Source organism: Desulfotruncus alcoholivorax DSM 16058 (genome assembly GCF_000430885.1).
Taxonomy (GTDB): Bacteria; Bacillota; Desulfotomaculia; order Desulfotomaculales; family Desulfallaceae; genus Desulfotruncus; species Desulfotruncus alcoholivorax.
The window spans coordinates 1-14858 of the sequence record NZ_AUMW01000043.1 but is presented as its reverse complement, the minus strand read 5'-3'; the positions used below and the strand labels follow the sequence as shown (position 1 = coordinate 14858).

Below are 14858 nucleotides of genomic sequence, written 5' to 3'. Positions count from 1 at the left end.
TTACACCGATCGCCATAGAAGAAGGTCTGCGTTTCGCCATCCGTGAAGGCGGCCGCACCGTTGGCGCCGGCGTTGTCACCGGCATCAACGAGTAAGCACTTGGTTTTAAGTGGGGAGTTGGTTATGCCAATTCCCCATCCTTATCTTGACAGTGTTTTCGAATTGTGATAAAGTTGGAAGGGTAATTTTCAATACGGAGAGTCTCAAGTCTTTTTTTAGTTTAGGGAGGTGAACTCGGTGAGGGTGGGAGTAACATTGGCCTGCACCGAATGCAAGCGAAGAAACTATTCTTCTACCAAAAATAAGAAGAATGACCCCAACAGGATAGAGATCAAGAAATACTGCAAGTTCTGTCACACGCATACTGTGCATAAGGAAACAAGGTAGTGGAGTAGCCCTTTATTTTGTTTAAGGATGTGGCATTATGGCCGAAGCCAATAAACTGGACAAGTCAAATAAGAAAGGCAAGAACTCTGGAAAAGAACTCGTTAAAAAAGACCGCAAGGAACCGGTTAAAAAAGCTGCAGTCAACAAACCAAACCGGATAGAAAATGCCAAGACGTATATTCGCGGGGTAATGAACGAGCTCAAAAAAGTACACTGGCCTAACCGCAGGGAAACAGCTATTTATACTTCGGTGGTATTAGTTTCAGTTGTATTTGTGGGAGTATTGATCTGGGTCTTTGATGCCCTGCTTGGCGCGGCCATGAATGTGCTAATAAAATGATCAAGGGGGTGAGGGACCTGCGTTCACGCCGGGTCCCTTGTGTTTATGAACAAGCGCTGGTACGTCATACATACCTACTCTGGTTACGAGAATAAGGTTAAGGCGAACCTGGAAAAGCGCATTGAATCCATGAATATGGAGGATAAGATATTCCGCATACTGGTTCCCATGGAAGACGAAATTGAGATTAAGGACGGGAAGAAAAAGGTTACCAAGCGGAAGGTTTTTCCTGGTTATGTTTTAGTTGAAATGATTATGACCGACGACTCGTGGTATGTTGTGCGCAACACCCCCGGGGTTACCGGTTTTGTTGGCAGTGGGTCCAAACCCATTCCGCTGAATGAAGAAGAAGCCCAGGTTATTGTTAGGCAAATGGGTATTGACGAACCGCGGACAAAGGTTGACTTTAATGTTGGCGAACAGGTTCGTGTTATATCGGGGCCTTTTGAAAACTTTGGAGGAGTTATTGAAGAAATACTCCTTGATAAAGGCAAGCTAAGGGTATTGATATCCATGTTTGGCCGGGAAACCCCGGTAGAGCTTGAATACAATCAGGTTGAAAAAATAAGTTAACAGCGTAAGGAGGTGTGACTTTATGGCCAAGCGAGTGGCAGCTATTGTTAAATTGCAGGTTCCGGCAGGTAAAGCTACTCCCGCACCACCGGTAGGTCCTGCTCTGGGCCAGCATGGTGTTAATATCATGCAGTTTGTTAAGGAATACAACGAGCGAACTGCCAAGCAGGCGGGGTTGATTATCCCTGTTGAAATAACAGTTTATGAGGACAGAAGTTTTACTTTTGTGACCAAGACCCCTCCGGCGGCTGTACTGCTTAAAAAGGCGGCCGGCCTGGAAACTGCGTCCGGTGAACCCAATAAGAAAAAAGTTGGCAAGGTAACCAGCGCTCAGGTAAAAGAAATTGCCGAGCTTAAAATGCAAGACTTAAACGCAGCAAGCGTTGAAGCAGCCATGCGCATGATTGAAGGGACAGCCCGCAGCATGGGCATTGAGGTTGTTGGTTAAACAAATGTGGGAGGAATAATCCGCTATTACCACAGGGAGGTTAAGTATTTATGCCGAAACACGGAAAAAGGTATCAGGATGCGTTTAAACAAGTTGACCGCTCAACTGTATACGAGCCGCTTGATGCCATGGAACTGGTGAAAAAACTGGCTAAAGCCAAATTTGACGAAACAGTTGAAGCGGCTATCAGGTTGGGTGTTGACCCCAGGCACGCGGACCAACAGGTACGCGGGGCTATGGTGTTGCCGCATGGAACTGGCAAATCCCGTTCTGTGCTGGTTTTTGCCAGGGGCGACAAGGCCAAGGAAGCTGAAGAAGCCGGAGCTGACTTCGTCGGTGCGGAAGATGTGGTCGAAAAGATCCAAAAGGAAGGCTGGCTGGGTTTTGAAGTGGCCATCGCCACTCCTGACATGATGGGTGTTGTGGGCAAGCTGGGTCGTATTCTTGGTCCCCGCGGGTTAATGCCAAACCCCAAAACCGGCACTGTCACTTTTGACGTTGCCCGGGCAATTCAGGAAGTTAAAGCCGGTAAGATTGAATACCGGGTTGACAAAGCAGGTAATATACACGCGCCGATTGGCAAGGTATCATTTGATGCCCAAAAGCTGGCCGATAACTTAAAGGCACTGGTCCAGCAGCTGGTAAGGGTAAAACCTTCGGCAGCCAAAGGTCAGTATATTAAAGGCATTACCGTTACATCCACCATGGGGCCCGGCGTTAAGGTCAACTCGCAAAAAATTACGCTTTAGTGTTAGATTAAAAGTTCATACTGGTACCAGCCGTAGACAGCAGGTGTCCTTTGGGACATAATGGCAATAAGCCGCCAGCCGAGGCCGGAAGGGTTGAACCTAAAAGCTTTTTGCTTACGGGCCTCTGGCATGCTGTCAAAAACTTGCCGGGGGCTTTTTAATTTATAATAAACGCTTCTTGGAAGGAGGTGTACATATTGCCGATTAGCAAAAAGGAAAAAGAGCAAATGCTGCAAATGCTCAAGGAAAAAATGAGTTCCGCCCAGCTTATAGTAATGGCTGATTATAAAGGCATAAATGTCAGTGCTATGACCAATCTGCGCCGCAAAATGCGTGAGTCCGGCAGTGAACTTAAAGTTGCCAAGAATACCATTACCAAAATTGCAGCCCGCGAACTTGGTATCGAAGGAATGGATGGCTATCTCGAAGGCCCTACCGCATTGGCTTTCGGTTTTGACGATCCGGTGGCACCGGCCAAAATTTTAAACGATTTTGCCAAGGAATATAAGCAGCTTGGGATCAAGGCCGGGATTTTAGAAGGTCGCGTGGTTGATGAAGCTCAGATTAAAGAGCTGGCCAATCTTCCATCCCGTGAAGTCTTGCTTGCCAAAGTGCTTGGTGGTATGCAGGCGCCTATGTATGGTTTTGCCGGCGCACTGCAAGGCCTCCTAAGAAACCTGGTTTACGTATTGGAAGCGATAAGGGAGAAAAAAGCAGGGGAGGCTGCGAGCTAGCGGTTCTCCACATGGAATATAAAATTTACAAACAATTTAGGGAGGTTTATTAATATGTCAAAAGTGCAAGAAATTCTTGAAGCCGTTAAGGGCTTGACTGTTTTAGAACTGGCCGAATTGGTCAAAGCCTTTGAAGATGAGTTTGGTGTCAGTGCGGCCGCTCCTGTAGCAGCAGTAGCCGCAGTGCCTGCAGCCGGTGCTGCTCCTGCCGCCGCTGAAGAAGAACAAACTGAATTTGACGTTATCCTTACTGCTGTAGGTGATAAGAAAGTTAACGTTATCAAGGTGGTCCGTGAGGCTACCGGCCTGGGCCTTAAGGAGTCCAAAGATCTGGTTGACAATGCTCCCAAACCGGTTAAGGAAAAAATCAGCAAAGAAGAAGCAGAAGCTCTTAAGGCCAAATTGGTCGAAGCCGGGGCAACAGTTGAAATTAAGTAACTTAGAATTAACCGTCATAAAGAGCCACTGCATAGTGAGTGGCTCTTTATGCATGTAAAGGATAATTTATACGGTAAATCACTCAGGGAGTCAGAAGTTAGGAGTCAGAAGTCAGAATAAAAAACCAACGAAATAACATTAAGATTTATTGGCATGGCAGAATACGTACTTGTTCATGCTTGCGCTTTATTTTCTATCCAGGAAGCATATTCTCGTTGGTGTTCCAAATACTGACTGCTGACTGCTGAATTCTGAATAACTAATAGTAAATTTATGCGTTTTAAGTAATATTTATCTTGACAGGTAAAAAAGCACGTGGTATAATCCTAAAATGTCGCGTAAGTACCAGTTGTATGTTGTTCCAGTTATAAAATATTCGTGTATCCGTCATAAAAATACTGGAAATAATATTTTGGATAAGGTTTTTTTGTTTTAAAAGGCGAGGGATTGTAAATAGGACAAGACCTTGCTTTTCGTTGTTGGTCAATATTAGTGGGGGTGTGGTGCTTTAGATGTATCCTGAGCAACTGGGTGTCAAGACCAGATGGAGCTTTGGCAAGCTGCGCGAGGTGCTTGAATTGCCCAATCTCATCGAGGTCCAGCGCAATTCCTATGAGTGGTTTTTGCATACTGGCTTAAGGGAGGTATTTTATGATATTTCCCCGGTCCAGGATTTCACGGGGAATCTGGTGCTGGAGTTTCTGGACTATAACCTCGGGAAGCCCAAGTATAATGTGGAGCAATGTAAAGAGCGTGATGTTACATTTGCAGCTCCGCTGCGGGTCAAGGTGCGCTTGATTAACAAGGAAACCGGGGAAGTCAAGGAGCAGGAAGTATTTATGGGTGATTTCCCGCTCATGACTGAAAAGGGTACTTTTATCATCAATGGCGCGGAACGGGTTATCGTCAGCCAGCTGGTGCGCTCGCCCGGCGTATACTTTTCTGAAACCCAGGACCCCAGCGGTAAAAAACTTTATGGTGCAACCATTATACCAAACCGGGGCGCCTGGCTGGAACTGGAGACTGATCTAAACGACCAGGTATTTGTACGCATTGACCGCACCAGGAAAATTCCCGGAACTGTACTGATCAGGGCGCTGGGGTATGGTTCCAATGCCATGATTCTGGATTTGTTCAATGAGAACAAGCACATTCAGGAAACCCTTGCGCGGGACAACACCGATTCTGAAGAAGACGCACTTGTGGAAATCTACAAACGCTTGCGCCCAGGTGAGCCGCCAACAGTTGAAAGTGCTCGTTCTTTGTTGGAAACACTGTTCTTTGACCCTAAACGCTATGATTTGGCCAATGTAGGCCGCTACAAGTTACAGAAGAAACTAAAGCATGGCATACTTTACCGTTATCCGGAAACTGAGAATACCGCTACGGAATATGACCCGTATCTTAAAACCGAAGTTCCGGTGGTAAGGGAATTTATCCGCGAGCTAACCCCACAGGACATTATCGAAACGTTCCGGTATCTGCTCAGGTTAATGGATGGCGAAGGTCAGGTGGATGATATTGACCACCTTGGTAATCGCAGGCTGCGTTCGGTCGGGGAGTTATTGCAAAACCAGTTTCGGATTGGACTCTCAAGAATGGAGCGGGTGGTCCGTGAGCGGATGACCATTCAGGATGTTGATGTTATTACACCTCAGGTTTTGATCAACATTCGCCCGGTGGTTGCTGCCATTAAAGAGTTTTTTGGCTCCAGCCAGCTCAGCCAATTTATGGATCAAACCAACCCGCTGGCCGAATTGACACATAAACGCCGTTTATCTGCGCTGGGACCCGGCGGTCTGAGCCGTGAGCGGGCCGGTTTTGAGGTCCGGGACGTTCACCACTCGCACTACGGGCGCATGTGTCCGATTGAGACACCCGAGGGTCCAAACATTGGCCTGATCGGTTCTCTGTCAACCTATGCGCGAATTAATTCCTTTGGCTTTATTGAAACTCCTTACCGGAAGGTTGATAAGGAAAACCGGCGGGTTACCGATGAAATTGTTTACCTGACTGCTGATGAAGAGGAAGATAAAATTATTGCTCAGGCCAACGCGCCGCTGGACGAAAATTCGTATTTTGCCAGCGCCAGGGTTAATGCCCGCCATGGTAAAGATATTTTGGTTTCACCGGCAGAGCAGGTAGATTATATGGATGTTTCCCCCAAGCAGGTTTTTAGTATTGCAACCTCAATGATACCTTTTCTGGAACACGACGATGCTAACCGGGCCCTGATGGGCGCCAACATGCAGCGCCAGGCCGTACCTTTACTTAAGACGCAGGCTCCGCTGGTTGGAACCGGCATTGAATACAAGGCGGCCAGGGATTCGGGAGTCGTTATGCTGGCCAAAAATGACGGCGTGGTGGAAAAGGTTACCGCCAACGAAATTATTATTCGGAGCAATACCGGTGAACTGGAAAAACACAAATTGTTAAAATTCGCAAGGTCAAACCAGGGAACCTGTATTAACCAGCGTCCCATTGTCAACAAGGGTGAAGAGGTCAAGTCAGGTCAGGTTATTGCCGACGGGCCTTCCACCGACTATGGTGAGCTGGCCCTGGGGCGTAACGTGCTGGTAGCCTTTATGCCCTGGGAAGGCTATAATTACGAAGACGCAATTTTGGTTAGTCAAAAAATGGTAAAAGAGGACTATTTTACCTCTATTCATATAGAAGAATATGAATGCGACGCCCGCGATACCAAGCTGGGACCCGAGGAAATTACCCGGGATATTCCCAACGTCGGTGAAGAAATTCTAAAGGACCTGGACGACCGGGGCATCATCAGGGTAGGTGCCGAGGTGCGGGACGGTGATATTCTGGTGGGTAAGGTAACACCCAAGGGTGAAACCGAGCTTACTGCCGAAGAACGGTTGCTCAGGGCGATATTTGGTGAAAAAGCTCGTGAAGTTAGGGACACCTCTTTGCGTGTACCACACGGCGAGGCTGGTAAGATAGTAGATGTCAAGGTTTTTTCCCGAGATAACGGTGATGAATTGCCGCCTGGGGTTAACCAGCTGGTTCGCGTGTACATTGCCCAAAAGAGGAAAATATCCGAAGGGGATAAAATGGCCGGCAGGCACGGGAACAAGGGCGTTATTGCCCGGATTCTGCCGGAAGAGGATATGCCTTTTATGCCGGACGGCACACCCATAGAAATTGTTCTCAACCCATTGGGGGTTCCTTCCCGGATGAACATCGGGCAGGTGTTGGAGACCCACCTTGGCTGGGCGGCCAAAGCACTGGGCATAAATGTCGCAACCCCCGTGTTTAACGGGGCTGGGGAACAAGACATTGTGGAACAGCTGGAACGGGCCGGCCTGCCCGCAAATGGTAAAATAACCCTGCGCGATGGGCGCACAGGTGAACCGTTTGACAACCCCGTTACCGTGGGTTACGTTTATATGCTTAAGCTGGCGCACTTGGTAGATGACAAGATTCACGCCAGGTCAACAGGCCCGTATTCACTGGTTACGCAACAGCCGCTGGGTGGCAAGGCCCAATTCGGCGGCCAGCGTTTCGGTGAAATGGAAGTTTGGGCCCTTGAAGCATACGGTGCTGCTTATACATTGCAGGAAATACTTACGGTTAAGTCTGACGATGTTGTGGGCCGGGTCAAAACATACGAGTCCATTGTCAAGGGAGAAAATGTTCCCGAACCAGGGGTGCCTGAATCCTTTAAAGTGCTGATTAAGGAACTGCAAAGTCTTGGACTTGACGTTAAGGTTTTATCGGAAGACGACCAGGAAATTGAAATTAAAGAGATAGAAGAAGATATTACGGAAACGGCCAAGGATTTGGGAATCGAACTGCACGAGGACAGGGGAAGGAGACGGGACAAAGATAGGGAAGAGGATGACGAAGAACCGGATGAAGACGTTCCGCCCGAGGATATCGAAGATGATGAAGCAATTGATATTGACGATGATGTTTTTGTTGATGGCGATGAAACAGACTTGGATGATAGCATAGATGATATTGACGATGTGATGAGCGACCTGGAAGTTGATGACGATGACTTTGGGAACGAAGATATTGAATAGGATTAAATACCCGGAAGGGAGAGAGGTCCTTGCTGGACTTAAACAACTTCGACCGTATTCGTATAGGCTTGGCCTCACCGGACCAAATCAGGAATTGGTCAAGTGGAGAGGTCAAAAAACCGGAAACCATTAACTATCGCACTCTAAAGCCGGAAAGAGACGGGCTGTTTTGCGAGCGTATTTTTGGTCCCACCAGGGACTGGGAATGTCATTGCGGTAAATATAAACGCGTTCGGTACAAGGGTGTGGTTTGTGACCGCTGCGGAGTCGAGGTGACCCGTTCCAAGGTGCGGCGTGAGAGACTCGGACATATTGAGCTGGCTGCCCCGGTTTCTCATATCTGGTACTTTAAAGGCATCCCCAGCAGAATGGGTTTATTGCTTGATATGTCTCCACGTGCACTGGAGAAAGTTCTATACTTCGTTTCCTATATCGTTATTGATCCCGGTGAAACTCCTTTAATCCAGAAACAGCTGCTTACAGAAACAGAATACCGGGAGCACCGTGAAAAATACGGAAACGAATTTAAAGCATTAATGGGCGCAGAAGCGATTAAAAAGCTGTTGGAAGAAATAGATCTAAACGAGCTCAGCCAGGAATTGCGCCAGGAACTGCGCGATGTAACGGGACAGCGGAAAATACGGGCCATCCGCCGTCTGGAAGTGGTAGAGGCCTTTCGTAAAAGCGGCAACCGCCCGGAATGGATGATTATGGATGTTGTGCCGGTGATTCCGCCGGAGCTACGCCCGATGGTGCAGCTTGACGGCGGTAGATTCGCAACTTCCGATTTAAATGATCTTTATCGCAGGGTGATTAACCGCAATAATCGATTGAAAAGATTACTTGACCTGGGTGCGCCGGATATTATTGTCCGGAACGAAAAAAGGATGCTGCAGGAAGCGGTTGACGCCTTAATTGATAATGGTCGCCGCGGCCGCCCCGTTACCGGGCCCGGGAACCGTCCATTAAAATCACTTAGCGATATGCTTAAAGGCAAACAGGGCCGTTTTCGCCAGAACCTGCTTGGTAAAAGGGTCGACTATTCAGGTCGTTCCGTTATCGTGGTGGGTCCGAAGCTTAAATTACACCAGTGTGGTCTGCCCAAGGAAATGGCGCTGGAGCTGTTTAAGCCCTTTGTGATGAAAAAACTTGTCCGGGAAGGTCACGCCCACAACATCAAGAGCGCCAAACGCATGGTGGAACGGGTCAAACCGGAGGTTTGGGACGTGCTGGAAGATGTGATTAAGGATCACCCGGTACTGCTTAACCGCGCGCCTACACTGCACCGTCTTGGCATTCAGGCCTTTGAGCCGGTGCTGGTGGCAGGCCGGGCCATTCAGATTCACCCCATGGTCTGTACAGCTTATAACGCTGACTTTGACGGTGATCAGATGGCCGTTCACCTCCCTTTATCGGCTGAAGCCCAGTCCGAGGCCCGGCTGTTGATGCTGTCGTCCTATAACATATTAAATCCTAAAGACGGTAAGCCTGTGGCCATTCCAACCCAGGACATGGTTTTGGGCAGTTATTACCTGACCATGGAAAAACAGGACGCCCCGGGCCAAGGTAAGGCTTTTTCCGGTCCGGAAGAGGCTGTCATGGCGTACGAAACCGGTGCGGTAAGCCTGCACGCCCGCGTAAAGGTGCGGTGGAGAGGTGAGCTTATTGAAACCACTGTTGGCCGGATCATTTTCAACCAGGCAATACCTCAGGAACGCGGCTATTTTAACAAAGTTGCTGATAAAAAGGCATTAAGCAAATTAGTTGAAGAAACTTACCGCAATTTAGGTCTTTCTGCCACCCAAAAGCTGCTGGACGGCATTAAGGAATTAGGTTTCCGGTATGCTACCAGAGCAGGTATAACTATTGGTAACGCTGATATTATTATTCCTAAAGAAAAGAAAGAAATTTTAGCCGACGCTGATAAACAGGTGGAAACAGTTGAGCGGCAGTACCGCCGGGGACTGATTACGGAAGAAGAACGTTACCGCAAGGTAATCGGTATCTGGAACGACGCCACCAAGCAAGTTACCGATGCATTAATTGAGACCTTGGATAAATTCAACCCGGTTTACATGATGGCCAATTCCGGCGCCCGCGGTAATATTCAGCAGATTCGGCAGTTGGCCGGTATGCGTGGACTGATGGCTGACCCGTCGGGACGAATTATTGACCTGCCGATTAAGGCTAACTTCCGTGAGGGTCTTACCGTTTTGGAATACTTTATTTCCACGCACGGTGCACGTAAAGGTCTGGCTGATACCGCACTGAGGACAGCGGATTCGGGCTATCTGACCAGGCGTTTGGTGGATGTGGCCCAGGATGTTATCGTCAGGGAAGTTGACTGCGGAACCGAAGATGGCATTTATGTAACTGAGATTACTGACGGGGCCGAAGTTATTGAAAAACTTGAAGATCGGATTGTCGGCAGGCTGGCCCGTGAGGACATCGTTCACCCGGAAACGGGCGAGGTAATAGTAAAAGAGGGCGAAATCATAGAGCACGAGGATGCCGATAGGATCATCAAGTCAGGGATTAAGAAAGTTAAAATCCGTTCAGTGCTGACCTGCAGAACCAAATACGGTGTTTGCATCAAGTGTTATGGAAGGAACCTGGCCACAGGTCATATGGTGGATATAGGAGAAGCTGTGGGCATTATTGCCGCTCAATCTATCGGTGAGCCCGGAACCCAGCTGACCATGCGTACTTTCCATACCGGTGGTGTTGCCGGTGACGACATTACCCAGGGTTTGCCCAGGGTTGAGGAGCTTTTTGAAGCCCGCAAGCCCAAAGGCCAGGCGATAATCTCTGAAGAAGCCGGTGTGGTTGAAGTACGAGAAGTTAAGGGGCGGCGGGAGATTGATATCACCAGCGATTCGGGTGAAAAGAAGACCTACATGGTACCTTACGGCGCGCGGTTAAAAGTAAGGGACGGCGACCATGTTGAAGCCGGCGACGAGCTTACCGAAGGCTCAGTTAACCCGCATGACCTGGCGAAAATAAAAGGCCCCAACGGCGTGCAGATTTATCTGCTGCAAGAGGTTCAGCGGGTCTACCGCCTGCAGGGTGTTGATATTAACGATAAGCATATTGAAGTAATGATTCGTCAGATGCTCCGCAAAATCCGGGTAGAGGAACCGGGTGATACCATGCTGCTGCCCGGAGGGCTGATTGACGTGTTTGAGCTTGAAGAGGAAAACCAGCGCATTGAAGCTGAAGGCGGTATGCCTGCGCAGGGCAAACCCGTGCTGCTTGGTATAACCAAAGCTTCTTTGGCTACGGATTCGTTCTTGTCGGCGGCTTCATTCCAGGAAACGACCAGAGTCTTAACCGAGGCTGCCATTAAGGGTAAAATGGATCCGCTGCTGGGCCTGAAGGAGAATGTGATTATAGGTAAACTGGTCCCGGCCGGTACAGGCATGAGCAGGTACCGCAACTTGGAGATCGAGCCGAATGAAAACTTGCTTGAAGGTATAGATGAACCTTCTGCCGTTGAATAATTTGGTCGTCGGTTTTAGGGTATTCCTTTGGAGTAAAATTGACCCGCCAGCTTAACCAATATAGCCGCCTGTCTTTAGAGTATTTAACACATCTTACCCGACCCCCGACCAATGACGACCGGCCACCAACTTTATTCCGTTTTCTGTTTCCTGCGGTACACCTATCCGGAAACAGAAAATAATTGACTTTGCTAGCCAATAGTGATATTATATTCGAGTGTGCGGATTTCGGAGGTCTTTGCCATGCCCTATAAGCGGATACATGCGGCCAAAGGTAAAACTGTAGGCACAAAACAAACTATTAAGGCAATCAAAAAAAATCTTGCCCTGGTTGTATATGTAGCCGATAATGCGGAAAGCCACGTTATTGATCCCATAATTAGGGCCTGCGAAGAGAAAAAGATACCATATATCAGGGTAGATTCGATGAAGCTTTTGGGCAAAGCCTGCGGTATCAATGTGGAATGTGCAACAGCGGCCATCACTGAAGAATAGCCGCTGGTGCATATCTTCATTTATAGATATATTGAAGCTTGCGATAAAGGAGGTGGAAACAGATATGCCGACAATCCACCAGCTGATCAGAAAAGGCAGAGAGCAGCAGATTAAAAAGTCTACGGCCCCGGCGCTGAAAGAGTGTCCTCAAAAGCGGGGCGTTTGCACCAGGGTTTATACTACAACACCAAAGAAGCCCAACTCGGCTTTGCGGAAGGTGGCCAGGGTCAGATTGACAAATGGTATCGAAGTTACTTCATATATACCCGGGATCGGGCACAACCTGCAGGAACACTCGGTGGTGCTGGTCCGCGGCGGCAGGGTTAAGGACTTGCCGGGTGTCAGGTACCATATAATAAGGGGTGCCCTGGACTGTGCAGGAGTGCAGAACCGCAACCGGGGACGTTCCAAATATGGCGCGAAGAAACCTAAAAAATAATATGCTTGCTCGCCGGCACATTAACTCAGGCAAAGGGGGGAAATGAATTGCCAAGGAGAGGTGCTGCACCTAAACGGTATATTTTACCTGATCCAATCTATAACAGCAAGGTACTTACCAAGTTAATGAACCAAGTAATGCTGGATGGTAAAAAGAGTCTGGCTGAAAAGATTTGCTATGGGGCTTTTGATATTATTAGGGAAAAAACGGGTAAGGATCCGATGGAAGTATTTGAACAGGCCATGAAAAATGTTATGCCCGTTCTTGAAGTCAAGGCCCGGCGTGTTGGCGGCGCCAACTATCAGGTGCCCGTCGAGGTAAGACCTGAACGCAGGCAAACGCTGGCTATACGCTGGATTACCATGTACTCAAAGCAGCGTTCCGGTAAGACCATGCAAGACCGGCTGGCTGATGAGATTATGGATGCCGCCAATAATACCGGAGCCTCTGTCAAGAGGAAAGAAGATACGCATAAGATGGCCGAAGCCAATAAAGCTTTTGCCCATTACAGATGGTAATAAAGGGGGGGTCTTAATGGCGAGACAACATTCATTGGAAAAAATTCGTAATATAGGTATTATGGCCCATATTGACGCCGGCAAGACCACCACTACTGAACGCATTCTGTTTTACACCGGTAAAGTGCATAAACTGGGTGAAGTTCATGATGGCGCGGCAACGATGGACTGGATGGTTCAAGAGCAGGAGCGGGGTATTACTATTACCTCCGCGGCCACAACGTGCCAGTGGAGGGACTGTTGTATCAATATTATAGACACACCCGGACATGTGGACTTCACTGTGGAAGTGGAACGATCTCTACGTGTATTGGACGGCGCGGTTGCCGTTTTTTGCTCCGTTGGTGGTGTGGAACCCCAGTCTGAAACGGTCTGGAGGCAGGCTGACAAGTATAGGGTGCCAAGAATTGCCTATGTTAATAAAATGGACCGCATCGGGGCAGATTTTTTCCAGGTGATGGAAATGATGCGCAAAAGGTTGGGGGCCAACCCGGTAGCACTGCAACTTCCCATCGGAGTAGAAGAGAATTTTCAAGGTTATGTGGATTTAATCCGCCGAAAAGCGGTAAGGTATATTGACGACCTGGGAACAAAAAGTGAAGAAACTGATATTCCTTCGGATATGGAGGAGCAGGTAGCTGAATACCGGGAAAAACTGCTGGAGGCAGTGGCTGAGTTCGATGAATCTTTGATGCTCAAATACCTGGATGGAGTGGAAATTGAGGCTGCTGAAATAAACAGCGCGCTGCGCAAAGCTACGCTATCAGTCACAATTATCCCTGTCCTGTGCGGATCATCCTTTAAAAATAAAGGTGTTCAGGCACTGTTGGACGCAATTGTTGATTACCTGCCGTCGCCGGTGGACATTCCCGCCATAAGCGGCATCATTCCTGATACCGGTGCAGAGGAATTCCGTGCGGCCGACGACGCTGCACCATTTTCGGCGCTGGCCTTTAAAATTATGACTGATGCATATGTTGGCAAACTGACCTACTTTCGGGTTTATTCGGGAACGCTTGCCAGCGGCTCGTACGTATTTAACACCACCAAGGGCAAGCGGGAAAGAATCGGCCGTATCCTGAGGATGCACGCCAACCACCGGGAAGAAATTAAAGAGGTATACTCGGGCGATATTGTGGCTGCAGTTGGGTTAAAGGATACTTCGACCGGCGATACGCTTTGTGATGATCAAAACCCGATTTTACTTGAATCAATGGAATTTCCGGAACCTGTAATTGCGGTGGCAATTGAGCCAAAGACAAAGGCGGACCAGGACAAGATGGCGGTGGCCCTGCAAAAATTAGGTGAAGAGGATCCCACCTTTAGGGTTAATGTTGACGCAGAAACAGGACAGACAATTATCCGCGGCATGGGTGAGCTGCACCTGGAGATAATAGTTGATCGTCTGCTGCGTGAATTTAAGGTTGGAGCCATTGTGGGCAAACCGCAAGTTGCCTACAAAGAAACCATCCGTAAGAAATCCCGCGCAGAGGGCAAATTTATCCGTCAATCCGGTGGCCGGGGTCAATACGGCCACGTGGTTATAGAGATAGAACCCGCTGAACCAGGCACTGGATTTGAATTTATAAATAAAATTGTCGGTGGCGTTATACCCAAAGAATATATTCCGGCAGTGTCAAACGGCATCAAGGAAGCTATGGAAAACGGAGTATTGGCTTCGTACCCGCTGGTTGACCTGCGCGCCACATTGCTGGACGGTTCCTACCATGACGTGGACTCTTCAGAAATGGCTTTTAAAATAGCCGGCAGCATGGCGCTGCAGAGCGCGGCAAAAAAAGCCGGCGCAGTGCTCCTGGAACCGGTTATGAGCGTTGAAGTAGTGGTTATGGAAGAATATATGGGCGACGTTATCGGCGATATCAATGCTCGCCGCGGTAGGATTGAAGAAATGGAGTCGCGTGGAGTGAACCAGATCATTCACGGCTATGTTCCACTGGCTGAAATGTTTGGCTATGCGACAGACTTGCGGTCCAGAACACAGGGCCGGGGAACTTATACGATGCAGTTTAGTCATTATGAGGAAGTTCCACAAAATATTGCGGAAGGCATTATATCTAAAAGATATTACGGATAATTTGAAGGAGGAATCCAAAAAACATGGCAAAAGCTAAATTTGAGCGGACCAAACCGCACGTAAACATTGGGACCATCGGTCACGTTGACCACGGCAAAA

The 14858-nt window shown here is 48.5% G+C and carries 14 protein-coding genes and 1 other annotated feature; all 14 genes read left to right on the top strand.

Annotated features, from left to right (window positions below; translation table 11 throughout):
• The coding region (locus H569_RS23410) for an EF-Tu C-terminal domain-related protein (protein ID WP_131820847.1) at nucleotides 1-95 on the top strand (95 nt) is incomplete at its 5' end.
• A gap of 142 nt (nucleotides 96-237) precedes the next feature.
• The gene (gene rpmG, locus H569_RS22010; protein ID WP_081411077.1) at nucleotides 238-387 is read left to right on the top strand and encodes a 50S ribosomal protein L33; all 150 of its coding nucleotides are present in this window, start codon (nucleotides 238-240) and stop codon (nucleotides 385-387) included.
• A 37-nt stretch (nucleotides 388-424) separates the two neighbouring features.
• A complete protein-coding gene (gene secE, locus H569_RS22005) occupies nucleotides 425-727 on the top strand; it encodes a preprotein translocase subunit SecE (RefSeq protein ID WP_081411076.1) in 303 nt (100 codons plus the stop codon).
• Nucleotides 728-772: 45 nt separating this feature from the next.
• Nucleotides 773-1300 (top strand): transcription termination/antitermination protein NusG, encoded by a 528-nt coding sequence (nusG, locus tag H569_RS0116260; RefSeq protein ID WP_027365864.1) that lies wholly within the window; start codon nucleotides 773-775, stop codon nucleotides 1298-1300.
• Nucleotides 1301-1322: 22 nt separating this feature from the next.
• Complete coding sequence (gene rplK, locus H569_RS0116255) at nucleotides 1323-1748, top strand: 50S ribosomal protein L11 (protein WP_027365863.1); 426 nt, start codon at nucleotides 1323-1325, stop codon at nucleotides 1746-1748.
• 50 nt (nucleotides 1749-1798) lie between these two features.
• Nucleotides 1799-2497 (top strand): 50S ribosomal protein L1, encoded by a 699-nt coding sequence (gene rplA / locus H569_RS0116250; protein ID WP_027365862.1) that lies wholly within the window; start codon nucleotides 1799-1801, stop codon nucleotides 2495-2497.
• A gap of 12 nt (nucleotides 2498-2509) precedes the next feature.
• Nucleotides 2510-2666 (top strand) — a sequence feature (ribosomal protein L10 leader region).
• Nucleotides 2667-2694: 28 nt separating this feature from the next.
• Nucleotides 2695-3231: a 50S ribosomal protein L10 gene (gene rplJ, locus H569_RS0116240; protein WP_027365861.1), complete on the top strand. Its 537-nt coding sequence runs from the start codon at nucleotides 2695-2697 to the stop codon at nucleotides 3229-3231.
• Nucleotides 3232-3285: 54 nt separating this feature from the next.
• The gene (gene rplL, locus H569_RS0116235; RefSeq protein WP_027365860.1) at nucleotides 3286-3669 is read left to right on the top strand and encodes a 50S ribosomal protein L7/L12; all 384 of its coding nucleotides are present in this window, start codon (nucleotides 3286-3288) and stop codon (nucleotides 3667-3669) included.
• 512 nt (nucleotides 3670-4181) lie between these two features.
• Nucleotides 4182-7712 (top strand): DNA-directed RNA polymerase subunit beta, encoded by a 3531-nt coding sequence (gene rpoB / locus H569_RS0116230; protein WP_027365859.1) that lies wholly within the window; start codon nucleotides 4182-4184, stop codon nucleotides 7710-7712.
• Between the two features lie 29 nt (nucleotides 7713-7741).
• Nucleotides 7742-11212, top strand: a complete 3471-nt coding sequence (rpoC, locus tag H569_RS0116225; RefSeq protein ID WP_027365858.1) for a DNA-directed RNA polymerase subunit beta' — start codon at nucleotides 7742-7744, stop codon at nucleotides 11210-11212.
• Between the two features lie 243 nt (nucleotides 11213-11455).
• Nucleotides 11456-11707, top strand: a complete 252-nt coding sequence (locus tag H569_RS0116220; protein ID WP_027365857.1) for a ribosomal L7Ae/L30e/S12e/Gadd45 family protein — start codon at nucleotides 11456-11458, stop codon at nucleotides 11705-11707.
• Nucleotides 11708-11771: 64 nt separating this feature from the next.
• Nucleotides 11772-12146 carry a 30S ribosomal protein S12 gene (gene rpsL / locus H569_RS0116215; RefSeq protein WP_027365856.1) on the top strand — a complete coding sequence of 125 codons (375 nt, stop codon included), beginning with the start codon at nucleotides 11772-11774 and terminating at the stop codon, nucleotides 12144-12146.
• A 47-nt stretch (nucleotides 12147-12193) separates the two neighbouring features.
• Nucleotides 12194-12664: a 30S ribosomal protein S7 gene (gene rpsG, locus H569_RS0116210; RefSeq protein WP_027365855.1), complete on the top strand. Its 471-nt coding sequence runs from the start codon at nucleotides 12194-12196 to the stop codon at nucleotides 12662-12664.
• Between the two features lie 16 nt (nucleotides 12665-12680).
• Nucleotides 12681-14759 (top strand): elongation factor G, encoded by a 2079-nt coding sequence (gene fusA, locus H569_RS0116205; protein ID WP_027365854.1) that lies wholly within the window; start codon nucleotides 12681-12683, stop codon nucleotides 14757-14759.
• The last annotated feature ends 99 nt before the right edge of the window (nucleotides 14760-14858 follow it).

Bases quoted from the DNA above. Each gene is read 5' to 3' on its own strand.
- secE (WP_081411076.1), top strand. From the start codon at position 425: ATGGCCGAAGCCAATAAACTGGACAAGTCAAATAAGAAAGGCAAGAAC.
- nusG (WP_027365864.1), top strand. From the start codon at position 773: ATGAACAAGCGCTGGTACGTCATACATACCTACTCTGGTTACGAGAAT.
- rplK (WP_027365863.1), top strand. From the start codon at position 1,323: ATGGCCAAGCGAGTGGCAGCTATTGTTAAATTGCAGGTTCCGGCAGGT.
- rplA (WP_027365862.1), top strand. From the start codon at position 1,799: ATGCCGAAACACGGAAAAAGGTATCAGGATGCGTTTAAACAAGTTGAC.
- rplL (WP_027365860.1), top strand. From the start codon at position 3,286: ATGTCAAAAGTGCAAGAAATTCTTGAAGCCGTTAAGGGCTTGACTGTT.
- rpoB (WP_027365859.1), top strand. From the start codon at position 4,182: ATGTATCCTGAGCAACTGGGTGTCAAGACCAGATGGAGCTTTGGCAAG.
- H569_RS0116220 (WP_027365857.1), top strand. From the start codon at position 11,456: ATGCCCTATAAGCGGATACATGCGGCCAAAGGTAAAACTGTAGGCACA.
- rpsL (WP_027365856.1), top strand. From the start codon at position 11,772: ATGCCGACAATCCACCAGCTGATCAGAAAAGGCAGAGAGCAGCAGATT.
- fusA (WP_027365854.1), top strand. From the start codon at position 12,681: ATGGCGAGACAACATTCATTGGAAAAAATTCGTAATATAGGTATTATG.